The organism is Actinoallomurus soli (assembly GCF_024055715.1).
Taxonomy (GTDB): domain Bacteria; phylum Actinomycetota; class Actinomycetes; order Streptosporangiales; family Streptosporangiaceae; genus Actinoallomurus; species Actinoallomurus soli.
Map to the genome: position 1 here is coordinate 139,855 of NZ_JAMXMV010000005.1, position 15,456 is coordinate 155,310.

Here is a 15,456-nt window from a genome sequence, read left to right on the forward strand (position 1 = left end):
ACGCTAGTCCGGCTCGGCGTGCCTGCTGCGCTGGAACAGCGTGAAGAGCCAGACGAGCGACGGCACCAGGAGGACCAGCCCGATGAGCACCGAGGCCAGCGTCGTGCGCAGGACGGTGGGCTGGGCGGCGGCGTTCATCACGGTGACGTGCGGCGGCAGGAGCAGCGGGTACTGCGCGACGGGCCAGCCCCAGATCACCGCGGCGACGGCGATGGCCGCGGTGATCCGCGCGAGGGCGTAGCGCCGTGCCGCGAGCAGCGCGAGGGAGACGATCCCGGCGACCGCGGACAGGACGACGATGGGAAGGGCCCGGCCGATCAGGCCGGAGTACAGGCGCGGCGCGTCCTGGTGGATGACGAAGATGCCGCCGATCACGACCACGCCCGTGACCACCGCGGCGATGATCCCGCGGTGCCGGAACGCGTCCGCCAGGTCCCGCCGGCCCTCCCGGCGCGCGTCCGCGGTGAGGTAGACGGCCGCGAGGTACGCGGTCGTTCCGATCGCGAGCACCCCTCCGAGGAACGAGGTGGGGTTCACCCAGCTCCCGATGATGTCGCCCTTCGCGAGGCCGGCCGGGACCCGCCCGGAGGCGACGCCGCCCGCGATGGCGCCGAGGAAGAAGGGGGTCACCACCGAGGACAGCGCGAACGCGCCGCCGAACAGCCGCAACTGCCAGAGCTCGGTGCTGGCCTTGCGGAACGCGAACGCCGCCCCACGCGCGATGATGCCGAACGCGACCAGCGTCAGCGGGATGTACATCGTGGAGGCGACCGACGCGAACACGATCGGGAAGCACGTCCAGAAGATCACCAGGACGAAGATCAGCCACACGTGGTTGGCCTCCCACACCGGCCCGATCGAGTGCTCGATGAGACGGCGCTGGCCGTAACCGCGACGCGGGCTCCCCGCCAGGGCATCCCAGAACCCACCGCCGAAGTCGGCGCCGCCCAGCAGGGCGTACATCATGACCCCGGCCCAGGCCAGGGCCAGTACGGCCTGCGCGGCGGTCACGGTGTGTACTCCTCGGTCCAGCCCTCCTGCGGCGCGGTGACCCGCTGACGCCGCAGGCGGTCGAGCACGTACACGGCCGCCACGGTCAGGACGGTGTAGACGGCCAGCAGCGAGAGGAGGCTGATCCACAGCCCCGGCACCGGGTTGACGGCATCGGACGTGCGCATGTACCGCCAGACGATCCAGGGCTGCCGGCCCACCTCGGTGGTGACCCAGCCGGCCTCCAGGGCGACGACGGCGGCCACGCCCGAGATCGCCGAGAGCCGCAGGAACCAGCGGGACCGCGGGAGGTCACGGTGCCGCCACCAGGCGAGCGCCAGCCAGAGCCCCAGCAGCACCAGCCCGAACCCGATGGCCACCATGACCTGGAATCCCAGGTGCACCGGGTTGACCGGAGGGCGGTCGGCGGGCGGGACCTCGGAGAGGCCGTGCACGACCGTCCCGGGCCGGTACCCGACGAGCAGCGACAGTGCGTCCGGGACCCGCAGGGCGTACCGCATCCTCCCGTCGCTGTACAGCCCGCCGATCGACAGGGGCACGTGCGACCCGGTCTCGTTGAGGCCCTCGATCGCGGCGAGCTTGGTCTGCTGGTTGGTCGCCAGGAATCTCGCCATCGAGTCGCCGACGATGACCTGCACCGGGGCGATGATCGCGGCCGCGGTGAAGGGGAGCAGGAACCCGATGCGGTGGTACCGGTCCCGGCGGCCGCGGAGCATGCCCACCGCGTAGACGCCCGCGATCCCGAAGCCGGAGACCATGAACGCGGCCAGGATCATGTGGAGGACCTGGCGGGGCATCGCCGGGTTGAACATCGCCGCCCACGGCCGGACGTGGACGGGCATCCCGTTCACCAGGTCGAAGCCGCGGGGCTGGTTCATCCAGGCGTTCGCCGACACGATGAAGAACGCGGACGCGACGCCGGCCACGCAGACCGGCAGTCCGGTCAGCACGTGCCAGCGGCGCGGCAACCGGTCCCACCCGTACAGGTAGATGCCCAGGAAGATCGCCTCGATGAAGAACGCGAACCCCTCCAGCGCGAACGGCAGCCCCACGACCTGGCCGTACCTCGCCATGAGCCCGGGCCACAGCTGGCCCATCTCGAACGACAGGATCGTGCCCGAAACCGCGCCGACGGCGAACAGCACTCCCATCGCCTTGGCCCAGCGGTGCGCCAGACGGATGTAGTCCTCGTTCCCCGTACGGTGCCCGCGCCACTCGGCGAACACGGTGAACGCGGGCATGCCGACGCCGAAACACGCGAGGATGATGTGCCAGCCGAGGGAGAATCCCATCTGCCCCCGCGCCGCGAACAGGTCGATCGGGCCACCTCCGGCCCCGAACGGTTCCGGCATGGCGACCGTGTACCCGCGGAGCACGAACATCACTCTCCGTGATCGCCGCAAATCCCGGAAATGTCGGCCGGTCCGGTCATAATCGGCGGATGACCGTACGGGCGATCAAGATCGAGGAGCGCCGGGCGCGCCTCGGAGCACGGCACCACCTGGCGGATCCGGCGGACACCGCCGTCGACGTCGCCCGCGCGCTCGTGGCGCTGCACGGCACCGACCCGGCGTCGGTGCACCTCGCCGCGGCGGCCCGCATGCGGGTTCCCGACGTCGGCGCGGTCGAGCGGGCGCTGTACGACGACCGTCTGCTGCTGCGGATGCTGGCCATGCGGCGGACCGTGTTCACCGTTCCGGCCGAGCTGGCCCCGGTCGTCCAGGCGGCCTGCTCCGACGAGGTGGCGCGGCGTGAGCGCCGTAAGACCGTGCGGTACATCGAGGAGGCGGGTCTCGGCGACGACGCCTGGCTGCGGGAGGTCGAGGAGGCCACGGTCGCCGCGCTGCGGGCCCGTGGTGAGGCCTTCACGCCCGACCTGTCCGCCGACGTGCCGCGGCTGAAGGAGCGGATCGTGCTGTCGGAGGGCAAGGCGTACGAGGCCCGGCCGACCATCGCGAACCGCGTGCTGCTCGGCCTGGCCGTCGAGGGCCGGATCATCCGCGGCCGGCCGCGCGGCTCATGGACGAGCAGCCAGTTCAGCTGGTCCCCGGCCGAGGCGTGGTGGCCCGGCGGCCTGCCGCGCGTTCCCGCGGAGGAGGCGCGCGCCGCGCTGATCCGCCGATGGCTCGGCGCGTACGGGCCCGGGACCGCCGCCGACCTGAAGTGGTGGACCGGGCTCACGCTCACCCAGGTCAGGAGGGCGCTGGAGCTGATCGCGGTCGAGCGGGTCGAGCTCGACGGCGAGGACGGGTACGTCCTGGCCGAGGACGTGGAGCCCGTGCCCGATCCCGGTCCCTGGGTCGCGCTGCTGCCCGCCCTGGACCCGACGGTCATGGGCTGGGCGGGCCGGGACTGGTATCTCGGCGAGCACGGCCCGCTCCTGTTCGACCGCAACGGCAACGCCGGTCCCACGGTCTGGTGCGACGGGCGGGCCGTCGGCGGCTGGGCGCAGCGCGCCGACGGCGAGGTGGTCTGCCGGCTGCTGGAGGACGTCGGCACGGAGGCCGCCGCCGCGATCGCCGCCGAGGCCGCCCGGCTCACTTCCTGGCTGGGCCCCGTCCGGCTCGCCCCGCGCGCCCGGGGCCGCTCCCCGATCGAGGCGGAGCTCGTCGCCTAGAACGTGCCTCCAAGCCGCGCAGCAGGACGGCGGGGCTTTGAGACAGGCCCCAGGACCGGGGCTCAGGAGCCGGTGGCCTGGTCGAGGGCCTTGAGGATGCGCTTCTCCGAGACGGGGTAGGCGGTGCCGAGCTGCTGGGCGAAGACGCTGACCCGCAGCTCCTCGATCATCCAGCGGACCCGCCGGATCTCGGCGTTCCCGGGCCTGGCGTCGCGGGCCCGGATGTAGGCGGCCTCGACCTGCTGGACGCGCTGCATGCGCAGGCGGTCGCCGTGCGGGTCGTCGGGGAGCTTGTCGAGACGGCGTTCGATCGCGCGCAGGTAGCGCAGAAGGTCGGGCAGCCGCCGCCGGCCGGTGACCGTGACGAAGCCGGGGTAGATCAGCCGGGACAGCTGCGCCCGGATGTCGGTCAGCGCGGGGATCAGCGTCGGGCTGTTCGTGCTCTTCAGCCTGCGCTCGACCTGGTGTGCGGCCGCCAGGACGCGCTGCACGTGGCCGAGGACGTCGGCGGCGGTGTCGGCGAGGTCGGCGCGGACGTGGTCGGTCAGGCGCCGGAACCCCGCCTCGTCCCAGGCGGGGCCGCCGCCCTCGGTGATGAGATGGTCGGCGGCGCAGGCGACGCAGTCGTCCAGCAGCTTCGGGACGCTGCCGTGGGGGTTGTGGCTGAGCACCAGCTTGGCCTGGTTGTCCAGTCTGCTCTGCAGGTACTTCAGCGGGGAGGGGCTGTTCAGCAGGACGAGCCGCCGCGTGCCGCGCCACATCGCCCGCTCCTGCTCGGCCTCCGTGGCGTACGTGCGCACGGCCACGCTGTCGCCCTCGTCGGTGAGCGCCGGATACGCCCTGACCCGGCCCTGCTCGTACACCCGCGGGAGCGTGCCGATGTCCCAGGCGCGCAGGCCCTTCCGCTCGAGGTCGTCGGCGGCCTTCGACAGCGTCGCGGACACCTTCGGCGCCAGGCGGCGCTTCAGCGCGGCGAGGTCCTTGCCCTCGGCGAGGGTGCGCCGCCGGTCGGTCACCCGGTAGGTGATCTTCAGGTGATCGGGGACACGGGACAGGTCCCAGGCCTCGCGCGGGACCGTGACGCCGGTCATCGCGCGCAGCTCGCGCTCCAGGGCGTCGAGGAGCGGCCCGGAGCCGGGGGTCATGCGGGCCAGGACCTCGCGGGCGACGTTCGGCGCGGGGACGAAGTTGACGCGCAGCTGCTTGGGCAGCGACCGGATCAGCTCGGTCACGAGGTCCTGCCGCAGACCGGGGATCTGCCAGTCGAACTCCTCGCCGTCGACCTGGTTCAGCACCGGCAGCGGGATGTGCACGGTCACGCCGTCGGCGTCCGTGCCCGGCTCGAACTGGTACGACAGCCGGAACCGGTGCCCGTCCGCCTGCCAGGCGTCGGGGTAGTCGGCCTCGCTGACCTCTCCGGCGGCGTCGTTGACCAGCATCGCCGTCGAGAAGGTGAGCAGCTCCGGCTCGTCGCGCTGCGCCTTCTTCCACCAGGAGTCGAAGTGGCGCGCGGAGACGACGTCGGCGGGGACGCGCTCGTCGTAGAACGCGAACAGGGTCTCGTCGTCGACGACGATGTCGCGGCGCCGCGCCCGGTTCTCCAGCTCCTCGGCCTGCTCCAGCAGCCGGCGGTTGTCGCGCAGGAACCGGTGGTGGGAGTCCCAGTCGCCCTCGACCAGCGCGTGACGGATGAACAGCTCCCGGCACAGCTCCGGGTCGATCCTGGCGTAGTTCACCTTGCGCTGCGCCACGATCGGCACGCCGTACAGCGTGACCCTCTCGTACGCCATCACCGCGCCCTGGTTCTTCTCCCAGTGCGGTTCGCTGTAGGTGCGCTTGACCAGGTGGCCGGCGAGCGGCTCGACCCACTCCGGCTCGATCTTGGCGGCCATGCGCGCCCACAGCCGGGACGTCTCGACCAGCTCCGCCGCCATCACCCAGCGCGGCGGCCGCTTGGCGAGCGCGGAGCCCGGGAAGATGGCGAACCGGGCGCCCCGGGCGCCGAGGTACTCACGGGGGCCGCGCCGGGCGTCGTCCTTGCCGCCTCCGCCGTTCTTCTTCTCGGTGTCCAGCAGGCCGATGTGCGACAGCAGGCCCGCCAGGAGCGAGACGTGGACGCGCTGCGGGTCGGCGGGCGTGGTGTTCATCGTGACGCCGAGGTCCCTGCCGACCTGCCGCAGCTGCCCGTAGATGTCCTGCCACTCGCGGATGCGCAGGTAGTGGAGGTACTCCTGCTTGCACAGCCTGCGGAACTGGTTGCCGGACAGCTCCTTCTGGCGCTCTCGCAGGTAGTTCCAGAGGTTGAGGTACGCCAGGAAGTCCGACTCCTTGTCGGCGAACCGCGCGTGCTGCTGGTCGGCGGCGGCGCGGTTGTCCGCCGGACGCTCGCGCGGGTCCTGGATCGACAGCGCCGCGGCGATCACCATGACCTCGTCCACGCAGCCGTTCCGGTCGGCCTCCAGCACCATGCGGGCCAGCCGCGGGTCCACGGGGAGCTGCGCGAGCTTGCGGCCCAGCTGCGTCAGCCGGTCCCCGTCGAGCGCGCCGAGCTCCTGCAGGAGGTTCACGCCGTCCTTGACGTTGCGGCGGTCCGGCGGGTCGATGAACGGGAAGTCGAGGATGTCGCCCAGGCCCAGGTCGGTCATCTGCAGGATGACCGAGGCGAGGTTGGTGCGCAGGATCTCCGCGTCGGTGAACTCCGGGCGCGCGAGGAAGTCCTCCTCGGAGTACAGCCGGATGCAGATGCCCTCCGAGACCCGGCCGCACCGGCCCTTGCGCTGGTTGGCCGACGCCTGCGAGATCGGCTCGATCGGCAGCCGCTGGACCTTCGTACGGTGGCTGTAGCGCGAGATGCGGGCGGTGCCCGGGTCGATGACGTACTTGATGCCCGGAACGGTCAGCGACGTCTCCGCGACGTTGGTGGCCAGGACGATGCGGCGGCCGCGGTGCGACTGGAAGACCCGGTGCTGCTCGGCCGTCGACAGCCGGGCGAACAGCGGCAGCACCTCGGTGTTCTTGAGTTTGCGCTTCTCCAGGGCGTCGGCGGTGTCGCGGATCTCCCGCTCGCCGGACAGGAACACCAGGACGTCGCCCGGCTCCTCCAGGGCGAGCTCGTCCACCGCGTCCATGATGGCCTGGACCTGGTCGTCGTCCTCCTCGACCGGGCGGTAGCGCACCTCGACCGGGTAGGTGCGGCCGGACACCTCGATGATCGGCGCGTCGTCGAAGTGCTTGGAGAACCGCTCGGGGTCGATCGTCGCCGAGGTGATGATCACCTTGAGGTCGGGGCGCTTGGGCAGCAGGCGCTTGAGGTACCCCAGGATGAAGTCGATGTTCAGGCTGCGCTCGTGCGCCTCGTCGATGATCAGCGTGTCGTAGCGGCGCAGCATCCGGTCGCGGGACATCTCGGCGAGGAGGATGCCGTCGGTCATCAGCTTGACCAGCGTGTCCTCGCCGGAGTGGTCGGCGAAGCGCACCTGGTAGCCGACGGTCTCGCCCAGCTCGGTGCCCAGCTCCTCGGCGATCCGGTCGGCGACGGTCCGCGCGGCCAGCCGGCGCGGCTGCGTGTGCCCGATCAACCCCTTGACACCCCGGCCCAGCTCCAGGCAGACCTTGGGAAGCTGGGTCGTCTTGCCGGACCCCGTCTCACCGGCGACGATCACGACCTGGTGGTCCGCGATCGCCTTGAGGATCTCGTCCTTCTTCTGGCTGACCGGAAGGGCCTCGGGATAGGTGACCGCGGGGATCGCGGCGCGGCGGCGGGCGACGCGGCGCTCGGCGGCCTCGACCTCCGTGGCGACCTCCGCGAGGATCTTCTCGCGGGCCTCGGCGGCGCGCACCTTGCGCAGTCCGTCGAGACGACGACGTAGCCGATGCCGGTCGCGCAGCATCAGCTCGGGCAGGCGGGTCTGCAGGTCGGTAATCGAAGATCCCATCGCAACCGGAAGAATAGGCAGGCAGCCGGACAGTCCAGCCTCCGGCGTCCACCGTGCCCGATCGGCGGGCACTGCGCCACCCGATTTCCGCCGCCCTCAGGCCGGCGGACCGGGGCGCACGTTCCAACACCGTTTCGTCGTGATCTGTTCCGGCACGATCATCCGCGCCGGCTCTCGCTCGGTATCGCGCTCACTCCAGCCAGATGAGCCCGGCGAACCGGCCGGTACGGCCCTCACGGCGGTAGGAGTACAGCTCGGGGCTCTCGATGGTGCAGCGCGCGTCGTGCCGTACGTCGGTCACGCCTGCGGCGGTGAGCTGCGCGGTGATCCCGGCCCTGATGTCGAGCGCGGGCGTCCCCTGCGGGGTCGTCGACCAGGCCGCGGGCAGCACGGCGGACACCTCGTCGCGCAGCTCGGCGGACACCTCGTAACACGAGCCGCAGGCGTTCGGGCCGATCAGCGCGACCATCCGGGCCGGGTCGGCGCCGCGCGCCGCCATCGCCTCGACCAACGCGGGGACGACACCGGCGGCCGTGCCCGCGCGGCCCGCGTGGGCGCCGCCCACCAGCCGCGCGACCGGATCGGCGACCAGCACCGGAGCGCAGTCGGCGACGAGTACCGCCAGGGCCAGGCCCCTCTCGCCGGTGTGGACGCCGTCGAGGGCCGGCGGGTCGTCGCCGAAGGGCTCGGTGACGTACCGGACGTCGGCGCTGTGCACCTGGCGCATGTACACCACCCGTTCGACCCCGAGCTCGGCGGCGGTCTTGGCGCGGTTCTCCCGGACCGCGGCCGGATCGTCTCCGACGCCGCCCCCGAGGTTGCGCGAGTCGTACGGCGCGGCGCTCGTCCCGCCCGACCGGTCGGTGAAGACCGCGCCCACTCCATCGGCCAGCTGCATCGGCCCGCTCCTCCCGCTCTCGGCCCCCGACGTTACCGGGTTCTCGGGTGCTCGTCCGGGTCCGCGCCCGTCGCCGCCCACGCGGCGAGGATCCCGCGCTCCTTCTCCGGGGCGATGCCCTGTCCGCCTTCGGCGGCCCGGTCCCTGGTGATCTTCTCCTCCAGGATCCAGGACCACGTGTCGCGGACCGTCTCGGCGACCGGGCGGCAGCGCAGCCCGGCGCGCAGCGCCTTCTCGGAGGAGGGCAGCCAGACGCCCGCCGACGCGGAGCCGTCCGCGGTCCACATCGGCAGCTCGGTCCACTCGTCCACCTTCTGGGCGAGGAGGAAGTCGTCGTCCACCCACGTCGGCACGGCCTCCGACCCGGTGACGCGGACGCACTCGTCCAGCAGCGCGCCGAAGGTCGTGTTGCCCGGAACGCCGCTCAGCAGGAACCGTCCGGCCGCGCCGTCCGTCAGCCGCGCCAGACCGAACGCGGCGATGTCCCTCGCGTCGATCAGCTGCATCGCGCGGCCGGGGTCGCCCGGTGCGAGGACGGGCCCGCCGGCCGCGACGCGGGTCAGCCACCACGTCAGCCGGGGCACCTGCTCGCGCGGCCCGACGATCAGTCCCGGGTTCAGGATGAGGACCCGGCCGTCGAACCCGGACTCGACCGCGCGTTCGCATCCGGCCTTGAGGGCGTTGTACGGGACGTCGGCGTCCGGACCGGCGTCCGGCGGGCACGGCAGCAGCGCGGAATCCTCGTCGACCCGCCGCTCCGGCCAGTCGGCGTAGGCGTGCACGGACGAGACGAACAGGTAGGCGTCCGCGTGGCCCGACAAGGCCCGCGCCGACCGCCCGACGACCCTGGGCACGTACCCGCAGGTGTCGATGACCGCGTCCCAGCGGCGGCCCTCGACGAGCCGGCGCAGGTCGTCCTCGTCCTCTCGGTCGCCTCGGATCACCTCGGCCCCGGGCACGTCCGTGCCGCTCCGCCCGCGGTTGAAGGTCGTGACCCGGTCGCCCCGCCGGAGCGCCTGCGTCACGAAGTCACGGCCGAGGAAGACGGATCCGCCGATCACCAGGAGTCGCATGATCCGATCGTCGATCATCCCGCCCGGCCCGAGCGACATCTTTCGCGAGCGGCGGAAGCCGGACCCCGGGATTTCCGCTCAGCGGAAGGAACGCGGTGGCCGGGGCGGGGCGGATTGGCAGGGTGGGGGCATGGACAAGGTGCTTCCCTCGGCCGCCGAGGCCGTGGCGGACATCGGCGATGGCGCGTCGATCGCGGTCGGCGGGTTCGGGCTGTGCGGCGTCCCCTTCACGCTGATCGACGCGCTGTACGAACGGGGCAGCTCGGAGCTGTCCATCGTGTCGAACAACTGCGGCACCGTCGGCCGGGGGCTGGGACGCCTCCTGGACGCCGGTCGGATCATCCGGGCGATGGGGTCCTACGTCGGGGAGAACAAGGAGCTCGCCCGGCGCTACCTGTCGGGGGAGATCGAGCTGGAGCTCGTGCCGCAGGGGACTCTGTCCGAGCGCCTGCGCGCGGGCGGGAGCGGCATCCCGGCGTTCTACACCCCCGCGGGCGTGGGCACGCTCGTCGCGGAGGGCGGTCTGCCGTGGCGGTACGGGCCGGACGGCGACGTCGTCGTGGCCTCCCCGCCGAAGGAGGTCCGCGAGTTCGGCGGCCGGTCGTACGTCCTGGAGGAGAGCGTCCGGACCGACTTCGCGCTCGTCCGCGCCGCGCGCGGGGACCGGCACGGCAACCTGGTGTTCGACAAGGCCGCCCGGAACTTCAACCCCCTGTGCGCCATGGCGGCCCGGACCGCGATCGCCGAGGTCGACGAGCTCGTCGACTTCCTCGATCCGGACGAGGTCCATCTGCCGGGGATCTTCGTGCGGCGCGTGGTCGCGCTCACCCCGGAGCAGGCCGCCGACAAGCCGATCGAGAAGCGCACGGTGAGTGGGAAATGAGCTGGAGTGAGGCCGCCGCAGCGAGTGGAGTGGCCGGGGGAGGAACGAGTCCGGCCGCGGAGCGAGTGAGAAGGTCGAGCGGCCAATGAGCTGGAGTGAGGCCGCCGCAGCGAGTGGAGTGGCCGGGGGAGGAACGAGTCCGGCCGCGGAGCGAGTGAGAAGGTCGAGCGACCAATGAGCTGGAGCAGGGACGAGATCGCCGCGCGGGCGGCGGCGGAGCTCTCCGACGGGATGTACGTCAATCTGGGCATCGGGCTGCCGACGCTCATCCCGGGGCACCTGCCCGCGGGTGTGGACGTGGTGATCCACTCGGAGAACGGCGTGCTGGGCGTCGGCCCGTACCCGGCCGAGGACGAGGTCGACCCCGACCTGATCAACGCGGGCAAGGAGACGGTGACGATCCGTCATGGGGCGTCGTTCTTCGACTCGGCGATGTCCTTCGGGATGATCCGCGGGGGGCACGTCGACCTGGCCGTGCTGGGCGCCATGCAGGTGTCGGTCCGCGGCGACCTGGCGAACTGGGCCGTTCCCGGGAAGATGATCAAGGGGATGGGTGGGGCGATGGACCTCGTCCACGGCGCCCGGCGGGTGATCGTGGTGATGGAGCACACCGCCAAGGACGGCAGCCCGAAGATCGTCGAAGAGTGCTCTCTGCCGCTGACCGGCGCGTCGTGCGTCCAGCGGATCATCACCGACCTGGGCGTGCTGGACGTCACCCCGGACGGCCTCGTCCTCGTCGAGACCGCGCCCGGCGTGAGCGAACAGGAGATCCGCGACCGCACCGAACCCCCGATCGGAGCATCTCGATGACCGACCCGAATCCGCCCTATCTGTACCCGCCGTACGGGAGCACGCCGCTGCGGGCGCCGTCCCGGCCGCTGGTCATGCCCGAGTACGGGCCCGACGCGATCGAGCTGGTCAGCCCCGTCTTCGGCCACGAGGAACTGGGCGTGCTCGACAACGACCTGACCAAGCACCACTCCGGCGACCCGCTCGGGGAGCGGATCGTCGTCACCGGCCGGGTCCTGGACTCCACCGGCCGCCCCGTCCCGGGCGCGCTGGTCGAGATCTGGCAGGCGAACGCCGCCGGGCGCTACATCCACCTGCGCGAGCAGCATCCGGCGCCGCTGGACCCGAACTTCACCGGCGCCGGCCGCTGTCTCACCGACGCCGACGGCCGGTACCGCTTCGTCACGATCAAACCGGGCGCCTACCCGTGGGGGAACCACCACAACGCCTGGCGGCCCGCGCACATCCACTTCTCGGTCTTCGGGACGGCGTTCACGCAGCGGCTGGTCACCCAGATGTACTTCCCGGGCGACCCGCTGTTCGCCTACGACCCGATCTTCCAGTCGATCCCCGACGAGAAGGCCAGGGAACGCCTCGTCTCCCGGTTCGACATCGACACGACCGTGCCGGACTGGGCCCTCGCCTACCAGTGGGACATCATCCTCGGCGCGACCCCGATGGAGGCCTGATGACCGAGCGGCACATGACCACCCCCTCGCAGACGGTCGGCCCGTTCTTCGGCTACGCCCTGCCGTACGCCGACGGTCCGTACGTCGTGCCGGAGTGGCATCCGGACGCGATCCGGATCCGCGGCCGGGTCCTGGACGGCGCCGGCGAGCCGCTCCCGGACGCGCTCGTGGAGATCTGGCAGGCGGACGCGGACGGCAACGTCGCCCGGGGCGGCGGTGCGCTGCGGCGCGCCGGCAAGGACTTCTCCGGCTTCGGCCGCTGCGGCACCGACGCGGCCGGGAACTACTGGTTCTCCACGCTCAAGCCCGGCGGCCCGGCCCCGCACATCGCGGTGCTGGTCTTCGCCCGCGGCCTGCTCAAGCCGGTCGCGACCCGCATCTACTTCCCGGGCGAGCCCGGCAACGCCACGGACCCCGTGCTGTCCGCGGTGCCGGACGACCGGCGTGACACGCTGGTCGCCGTACGGGAGGGCGAGCGGTCCTACCGCTTCGACGTCCACCTGCGTGGAGAACGGGAGACGGTCTTCTTTGAACGGTACTTCGGCTGACCTGCTGTCCCCGGTCGCCGCCGGAACCGCGGCCGAGGCGGCGACGTCCGCCGAGGCGTGGGTGCGCGCCCTGATCGACGCGGAGGCGGCCCTGGCCCGGGCCCAGGCCCGGCTCGGGCTGGTCTCCGATGACGTCGCGCGCGCCCTCGCCGGCGCCCGGATCGACCCGGCCGACCTGGCCGTACGGGCGCGCGGCGCGGGCAACCCGGTCGTGCCGCTCGTCGCCGCGCTCCGCGAGGTCGCGGGCGACCAGGTCCACGCCGGCGCGACCAGCCAGGACATCATGGACACCGCCGCGATGCTGGTCGCCTCGCACGTCCGCGCGACGATCCTCGCGGACCTCGGCCGTACGGCGGACGCCCTCGCCGGCCTGGCCCGCCGGCACCGGGACACCCCCATGGCGGGGCGGACCCTCGGCCGGCAGGCCGTGCCCACCACCTTCGGGCTGCGGGCCGCCGGCTGGCTCACCGCGGTCGCAGAGGCACGGGACCGGCTCGCGGCCGTGCGGCTGCCCGCCCAGCTCGGCGGTGCCGCCGGGACCCTGGCCGCGCTCGGCACCGCCGACCTGCTGCCGCTGTTCGCCGAGGAGACCGGACTGGCCGAGCCGGTGCTGCCCTGGCACACGCTGCGCGCGCCCGTCGCCGAACTCGGCGCCGCGCTCGCCCTGGTCGCCGGCGCCCTCGGCAAGATCGCCACGGATGTCGTGCTGCTCGCCCAGACCGAGATCGGGGAGGTCGCCGAGCCGGCCGCGCCCGGACGCGGCGGGTCCTCGGCGATGCCGCACAAGCGCAACCCGGTGCTCGCCACGATGATCAGGTCCGCCGCGCTGCGGGTTCCCGCGTACGTCCAGATCCTGTTCGCCGCGCAGACCGCCGGCCTCGACCGGCCGACGGGGGAGTGGCACGCGGAGTGGCAGCCGTTCAACGACTGCCTGCGCCTGGTCGGCGGCGCCGCCGAGACCGCCGCCGAGTTGACCGCGGGCCTGGAGGTACTCCCGGACCGCATGCGCGCCAACCTCCGCGACGAACTCCTCGCCGAGTACGTCGCCGGCCGGCTCGCCGAACGGGAGGGCCGGGCGGCCGCCAAGGAGACGGTCGCGCGGGCGGTCCGCGAGGGACGCCCACTCGGCGACCTGCTCGCGGAGGACATCGACCTGGCCGAGGTGATCGGCCGCGCGCCGGAACTCGTCGACCGCGCCCTCGACGCCTACGCCGGAAAGGACCGGAGTGAGTGAGCTGAACCATCGTCTCGACGGCCCGGAGGAGGCGCCCGTCCTGATCCTGGGCCCCTCCCTCGGCACGACCCTCGACCTGTGGCGGCCGCAGCTGCCGGCCCTGACCGGCTCGTGGCGGACCCTCCGGTTCGACCTCCCCGGCCACAACGGTTCCCCCGCGCTCCACGGCTCGGTCGCGGACTTCGCGGACGCGGTCGTGGACCTGCTCGACGGCCTCGGCGTCGGCCGCGCGGCCTACGCCGGAGTGTCCCTGGGCGGGGCGATCGGCACCAGCCTCGCGCTGCGTTACCCGGACCGGCTGACGAGCCTGGCCCTGTGCTGCACCTCGGCCCGGTTCGGGGACCCGGGCCCGTGGCACGAGCGCGCCGCGCGGGTCCGGGCGGGCGGACTCGAGCCGCTGACCGGCATGTTCCTCGAACGCTGGTTCACCGCCGGTTACGCAGGCCCCGGTGTGGCCGCCGTACGGGACATGCTCCGGCGGATCGACCCGGAGGGGTACGCCGCGTGCTGCGAGGCGCTCGCCGGCTTCGACGTCCGGGACCGGCTCGGCGACGTGACCGCCCCCACGGTGATCATCGCGGGTGCCGTGGACGTGGCCACCCCGCTCGACCACGCCGAGATCCTCGCCGGCGGCATCCCGGGCGCGGAGCTCGTCGTGGTGCCCGGGGCCCATCTGGCCGGCCTGGAGAACCCCGGTCCGGTCACCGAGGCGCTGGTACGCCACGTGGAGAGGACGGCATGAGCGAGGGAATGAGGGTTCGCCGGGAGGTCCTCGGCGACGCGCACGTCGACCGCGCGCAGGCCCGTACGACGGAGTTCACCGCCGACTTCCAGGACTTCATCACGCGGTACGCGTGGGGGGAGATCTGGACCCGGCCCGGCCTGGACCGCCGGACGCGCAGCTGCATCACGCTGACCGCGCTGGTCGCCCGCGGGCACCTGGACGAACTCGCGATGCACGTGCGCGCCGCCGTCCGCAACGGCCTCACGGTCGACGAGATCAAGGAGGTCCTGCTGCAGACCGCGGTATATTGCGGTGTCCCGGCGGCCAACTCCGCCTTCGCGGTGGCCCAGCGGGTCCTCGCGGAGGAAGGGCTCATCGCCGAGAGTGAGTGATCGATTTCTCTCCGTGTTCGCTCTGAGCGTAATCTGTCGCTCACGCTCCGCGTCGGCGGGTGCGTGATCGAGTTCCCCGATCCCCCCAGGGAACGCGAAGCACGGGAGGTAGGGTCATGGACGTGGCGGACACCGAGCGGCGGATCAGCCAGCTCAACAACGACGTTTACGCGATCTACGACCAGCTGACGATCATTCAGCAGACGCAGCAGTCGCACGGTCGCCAGCTGACGGCACACGGCCGTCAGCTGGCGGAGCATGGCCGTCAGCTGACAGAACATGGCCGTCAGCTGACCGAGCAAAGCCGTCAGCTGACCGAGCACGGCCGTCAGCTGGCGTCCCTGAACGACACGGTCACCCGCATCTGGACCACCCAGCAGGACCACGGCGAGCGGCTCAACCACCTCGACAGCGCCATCGCGGTGCTGACCGAGAAGGTCGAAGGGTACGACGAGCGCTTCGCCCAGGTCGACCAGCGGTTCGGGCAGATCGACGAGCGGTTCGGGCAGATCGACGAGCGGCTCGACGAGCAGGGCAGGAAGCTGGACCTGATCATCGAGGCGCTGAACATCCGCGCCAACTGATCGGGGCGCTCACGCCCCGCGACCCGGTGCCGGGTCGCGGGGCGTTGCCTATCGTGAAGGTCCAGGGTGAGAAAGCGGG

The 15,456-nt window shown here is 72.4% G+C and carries 14 protein-coding genes; 9 read left to right on the forward strand and 5 right to left on the reverse strand.

Annotated features, from left to right (window positions below; all coding sequences use genetic code 11):
- Window positions 1-3: 3 nt before the first annotated feature.
- Together NDW01_RS14960 and NDW01_RS14965 are read right to left on the reverse strand one after the other, a co-directional pair.
- Window positions 4-1,011, reverse strand: coding sequence for a cytochrome d ubiquinol oxidase subunit II (locus NDW01_RS14960; RefSeq protein ID WP_252820900.1), 1,008 nt, complete (start codon window positions 1,009-1,011; stop codon window positions 4-6).
- Entirely contained in the window at window positions 1,008-2,393 is a 1,386-nt protein-coding gene (locus NDW01_RS14965) for a cytochrome ubiquinol oxidase subunit I (RefSeq protein ID WP_252820902.1), read from the reverse strand. Before NDW01_RS14965 ends, NDW01_RS14960 begins: the two co-directional genes overlap by 4 nt.
- Window positions 2,394-2,452: 59 nt before the next feature.
- Here NDW01_RS14965 and NDW01_RS14970 point away from each other — a divergent pair, with 59 nt between their 5' ends.
- Window positions 2,453-3,628 carry a winged helix DNA-binding domain-containing protein gene (locus NDW01_RS14970; protein WP_252820904.1) on the forward strand — a complete coding sequence of 392 codons (1,176 nt, stop codon included), beginning with the start codon at window positions 2,453-2,455 and terminating at the stop codon, window positions 3,626-3,628.
- Window positions 3,629-3,690: 62 nt separating this feature from the next.
- On the opposite strand, the gene hrpA is transcribed toward NDW01_RS14970, so the two are convergent.
- The 3 genes from hrpA to NDW01_RS14985 all read right to left on the reverse strand — a co-directional run bounded on the left by hrpA (window position 3,691) and on the right by NDW01_RS14985 (window position 9,534).
- On the reverse strand, window positions 3,691-7,563 hold the full coding sequence (gene hrpA / locus NDW01_RS14975) for an ATP-dependent RNA helicase HrpA (RefSeq protein ID WP_252820905.1): 3,873 nt from the start codon (window positions 7,561-7,563) through the stop codon (window positions 3,691-3,693).
- A gap of 190 nt (window positions 7,564-7,753) precedes the next feature.
- Window positions 7,754-8,461 carry a peptidoglycan editing factor PgeF gene (pgeF, locus tag NDW01_RS14980; protein WP_252820908.1) on the reverse strand — a complete coding sequence of 236 codons (708 nt, stop codon included), beginning with the start codon at window positions 8,459-8,461 and terminating at the stop codon, window positions 7,754-7,756.
- A gap of 32 nt (window positions 8,462-8,493) precedes the next feature.
- A complete protein-coding gene (locus NDW01_RS14985; protein WP_252820910.1) occupies window positions 8,494-9,534 on the reverse strand; it encodes an NAD-dependent epimerase/dehydratase family protein in 1,041 nt (346 codons plus the stop codon).
- 130 nt (window positions 9,535-9,664) lie between these two features.
- Here NDW01_RS14985 and NDW01_RS14990 point away from each other — a divergent pair, with 130 nt between their 5' ends.
- From NDW01_RS14990 to NDW01_RS15025, 8 genes are all read left to right on the forward strand, one after another.
- Window positions 9,665-10,417 carry a CoA transferase subunit A gene (locus NDW01_RS14990; RefSeq protein ID WP_252820912.1) on the forward strand — a complete coding sequence of 251 codons (753 nt, stop codon included), beginning with the start codon at window positions 9,665-9,667 and terminating at the stop codon, window positions 10,415-10,417.
- A gap of 174 nt (window positions 10,418-10,591) precedes the next feature.
- On the forward strand, window positions 10,592-11,227 hold the full coding sequence (locus NDW01_RS14995; RefSeq protein ID WP_252820914.1) for a CoA transferase subunit B: 636 nt from the start codon (window positions 10,592-10,594) through the stop codon (window positions 11,225-11,227).
- Window positions 11,224-11,895 (forward strand): protocatechuate 3,4-dioxygenase subunit beta, encoded by a 672-nt coding sequence (pcaH, locus tag NDW01_RS15000; protein ID WP_252820916.1) that lies wholly within the window; start codon window positions 11,224-11,226, stop codon window positions 11,893-11,895. Before NDW01_RS14995 ends, pcaH begins: the two co-directional genes overlap by 4 nt.
- The gene (pcaG, locus tag NDW01_RS15005; RefSeq protein ID WP_252820918.1) at window positions 11,895-12,443 is read left to right on the forward strand and encodes a protocatechuate 3,4-dioxygenase subunit alpha; all 549 of its coding nucleotides are present in this window, start codon (window positions 11,895-11,897) and stop codon (window positions 12,441-12,443) included. Before pcaH ends, pcaG begins: the two co-directional genes overlap by 1 nt.
- Window positions 12,424-13,677 (forward strand): lyase family protein, encoded by a 1,254-nt coding sequence (locus NDW01_RS15010; RefSeq protein ID WP_252820920.1) that lies wholly within the window; start codon window positions 12,424-12,426, stop codon window positions 13,675-13,677. The genes pcaG and NDW01_RS15010 overlap by 20 nt, the downstream gene beginning before the upstream one ends.
- Window positions 13,670-14,419: an alpha/beta fold hydrolase gene (locus NDW01_RS15015; protein WP_252820922.1), complete on the forward strand. Its 750-nt coding sequence runs from the start codon at window positions 13,670-13,672 to the stop codon at window positions 14,417-14,419. Before NDW01_RS15010 ends, NDW01_RS15015 begins: the two co-directional genes overlap by 8 nt.
- A complete protein-coding gene (gene pcaC, locus NDW01_RS15020; RefSeq protein ID WP_252784708.1) occupies window positions 14,416-14,793 on the forward strand; it encodes a 4-carboxymuconolactone decarboxylase in 378 nt (125 codons plus the stop codon). The genes NDW01_RS15015 and pcaC overlap by 4 nt, the downstream gene beginning before the upstream one ends.
- A 116-nt stretch (window positions 14,794-14,909) precedes the next feature.
- Window positions 14,910-15,377 carry a hypothetical protein gene (locus tag NDW01_RS15025; RefSeq protein WP_252820924.1) on the forward strand — a complete coding sequence of 156 codons (468 nt, stop codon included), beginning with the start codon at window positions 14,910-14,912 and terminating at the stop codon, window positions 15,375-15,377.
- Window positions 15,378-15,456 lie beyond the last annotated feature (79 nt).

Excerpts from the sequence above, each read along its gene's own strand:
- NDW01_RS14965 (WP_252820902.1), bottom strand. The coding sequence starts at position 2,393 with ATGTTCGTGCTCCGCGGGTACACGGTCGCCATGCCGGAACCGTTCGGG.
- NDW01_RS14970 (WP_252820904.1), top strand. The coding sequence starts at position 2,453 with ATGACCGTACGGGCGATCAAGATCGAGGAGCGCCGGGCGCGCCTCGGA.
- hrpA (WP_252820905.1), bottom strand. The coding sequence starts at position 7,563 with ATGGGATCTTCGATTACCGACCTGCAGACCCGCCTGCCCGAGCTGATG.
- pgeF (WP_252820908.1), bottom strand. The coding sequence starts at position 8,461 with ATGCAGCTGGCCGATGGAGTGGGCGCGGTCTTCACCGACCGGTCGGGC.
- NDW01_RS14985 (WP_252820910.1), bottom strand. The coding sequence starts at position 9,534 with ATGCGACTCCTGGTGATCGGCGGATCCGTCTTCCTCGGCCGTGACTTC.
- NDW01_RS14990 (WP_252820912.1), top strand. The coding sequence starts at position 9,665 with ATGGACAAGGTGCTTCCCTCGGCCGCCGAGGCCGTGGCGGACATCGGC.
- NDW01_RS14995 (WP_252820914.1), top strand. The coding sequence starts at position 10,592 with ATGAGCTGGAGCAGGGACGAGATCGCCGCGCGGGCGGCGGCGGAGCTC.
- pcaH (WP_252820916.1), top strand. The coding sequence starts at position 11,224 with ATGACCGACCCGAATCCGCCCTATCTGTACCCGCCGTACGGGAGCACG.
- pcaG (WP_252820918.1), top strand. The coding sequence starts at position 11,895 with ATGACCGAGCGGCACATGACCACCCCCTCGCAGACGGTCGGCCCGTTC.
- pcaC (WP_252784708.1), top strand. The coding sequence starts at position 14,416 with ATGAGCGAGGGAATGAGGGTTCGCCGGGAGGTCCTCGGCGACGCGCAC.
- NDW01_RS15025 (WP_252820924.1), top strand. The coding sequence starts at position 14,910 with ATGGACGTGGCGGACACCGAGCGGCGGATCAGCCAGCTCAACAACGAC.